Below are 2,500 nucleotides of genomic sequence, written 5' to 3' on the forward strand. Positions count from 1 at the left end.
TTGGTTGCGGGGGCAGGATTTGAACCTGCGGCCTTCAGGTTATGAGCCTGACGAGCTACCGGGCTGCTCCACCCCGCGTCACCAAGAGGCGTGGTTTTGGTCCACGTCATTTCAGAAGTTCTGCTTGTTTTGTCTGTTTGAAGACAAAAGGACCGCTTTTGGCGGCCCTTTGGGAGTTCGGCGGGGCCGACGGTTGTTTTGAGAAGATTGAATTTGCCTTTAGCAGACCTGGCAGCGACCTACTCTCCCGCGTCTTGAGACGAAGTACCATTGGCGCTGGGGCGTTTCACGGCCGTGTTCGGAATGGGAACGGGTGCGGCCGCCCCGCAATAACCACCAGGTCGGCTAAGGGCAAATTTTGAGAAGCTGGTGAGGCGAACCTCTTTTATTTGAACACGTCAGGCAACATCGATTTCATCGATGAGCATAAGCAATGAGAACAATCAAGCCAATCGAGCTATTAGTAACGGTAAGCTTCACGCATTACTGCGCTTCCACACCCGTCCTATCAACGTGGTCGTCTTCCACGGCTCTGATAGGGAATACTCGTTTTCAGGTGGGTTTCCCGCTTAGATGCCTTCAGCGGTTATCCCTTCCATATATAGCTACCCTGCTATGCCGTTGGCACGACAACAGGTCCACCAGAGATATGTCCATCCCGGTCCTCTCGTACTAGGGACAGATCCTGTCAATATTCCTACACCCACGGCAGATAGGGACCGAACTGTCTCACGACGTTCTGAACCCAGCTCACGTACCGCTTTAATTGGCGAACAGCCAAACCCTTGGGACCTGCTCCAGCCCCAGGATGCGATGAGCCGACATCGAGGTGCCAAACAACCCCGTCGATATGGACTCTTGGGGGTCATCAGCCTGTTATCCCCGGCGTACCTTTTATCCGTTGAGCGATGGCCCTTCCACACGGGACCACCGGATCACTATGACCGACTTTCGTCTCTGCTCGACTTGTCAGTCTCGCAGTCAGGCGGGCTTATGCCATTGCACTCGACGACCGATTTCCGACCGGTCTGAGCCCACCATCGCGCGCCTCCGTTACTCTTTCGGAGGCGACCGCCCCAGTCAAACTACCCACCATACACTGTCCCGGATCCGGATAACGGATCGCGGTTAGACATCCATGACGATAAGGGTGGTATTTCAAGGATGGCTCCACAGAAACTGGCGTCCCTGCTTCAAAGCCTACCACCTATCCTACACATGCCGACACGAATGCCAGTGTAAAGCTATAGTAAAGGTGCACGGGGTCTTTCCGTCTAACCGCAGGAACCCCGCATCTTCACGGGGAATTCAATTTCACTGAGTCTATGCTGGAGACAGCGGGGAAGTCGTTACGCCATTCGTGCAGGTCGGAACTTACCCGACAAGGAATTTCGCTACCTTAGGACCGTTATAGTTACGGCCGCCGTTTACTGGGGCTTCGATTCAAAGCTTGCACCTCTCCTCTTAACCTTCCAGCACCGGGCAGGCGTCAGACCCTATACGTCGTCTTGCGACTTCGCAGAGCCCTGTGTTTTTGATAAACAGTCGCTACCCCCTGGTCTGTGCCACCCTCACATACTTGCGTATATAAGGGTCACGCTTCTTCCGAAGTTACGCGTGCAATTTGCCGAGTTCCTTCAGCATAGTTCTCTCAAGCGCCTTGGTATACTCTACCTGACCACCTGTGTCGGTTTCGGGTACGGTCTATAGGGTGGAGCTATTTCCTGGAACCGCTTCCCCGCCCGGACAATCCAATAAGTCCGAACAAGTTACGCGATCCGTCACTACCACCAGGCCCACGAATATTAACGTGGTTCCCATCGACTACGCATTTCTGCCTCATCTTAGGGGCCGGCTAACCCTGCTCAGATTAACTTTAAGCAGGAACCCTTGGTCTTTCGGCGAGGGAGTCTCTCACTCCCTTTATCGTTACTCATGTCAACATTCGCACTTCCCATACCTCCACGGGCCCTCACGGGTCCCGCTTCAACGGCTTAGGGAACGCTCCGCTACCACTTGCATTGCTGCAAATCCTCAGCTTCGGTGCATGGCTTTAGCCCCGTTACATTTTCGGCGCAAAGACCCTTATTTAGACCAGTGAGCTGTTACGCTTTCTTTAAATGATGGCTGCTTCTAAGCCAACATCCTGGTTGTTTTGGGATCCTCACATCCTTTCCCACTTAGCCATGACTTGGGGACCTTAGCTGGAGGTCAGGGTTGTTGCCCTTTTCACGACGGACGTTAGCACCCGCCGTGTGTCTGCCGACTAGTACTCCTCGGTATTCGGAGTTTGGTTAGGATCAGTAAGACGGTGAGTCCCCATAGCCCATCCAGTGCTCTACCCCCGAGGGTATTCGGTCGACGCTCTACCTAAATAGATTTCGCGGAGAACCAGCTATTTCCGAGTTTGATTGGCCTTTCACCCCTAGCCACAAGTCATCCCAATCTATTGCAACAGATGCGGGTTCGGTCCTCCAGTTGGTGTTACCCAACCTTCAAC

The 2,500-nt window shown here is 53.6% G+C and carries 1 tRNA gene and 2 rRNA genes (1 of these 3 cut by a window edge); all 3 read right to left on the reverse strand.

The annotated features are described in order from the left end of the window. Position 1: 1 nt before the first annotated feature. A tRNA-Met gene (locus HHL25_RS23335) sits at positions 2-78 on the reverse strand. A gap of 148 nt (positions 79-226) precedes the next feature. Then, positions 227-341, reverse strand: a 5S ribosomal RNA gene (gene rrf / locus HHL25_RS23340). A 98-nt stretch (positions 342-439) separates the two neighbouring features. Then, positions 440-2,500 (reverse strand): 23S ribosomal RNA (locus tag HHL25_RS23345) (it continues 738 nt past the right edge of the window).

The sequence above is a fragment of the Rhizobium terricola genome (assembly GCF_012927355.1).
GTDB lineage: Bacteria > Pseudomonadota > Alphaproteobacteria > Rhizobiales > Rhizobiaceae > Allorhizobium > Allorhizobium terricola.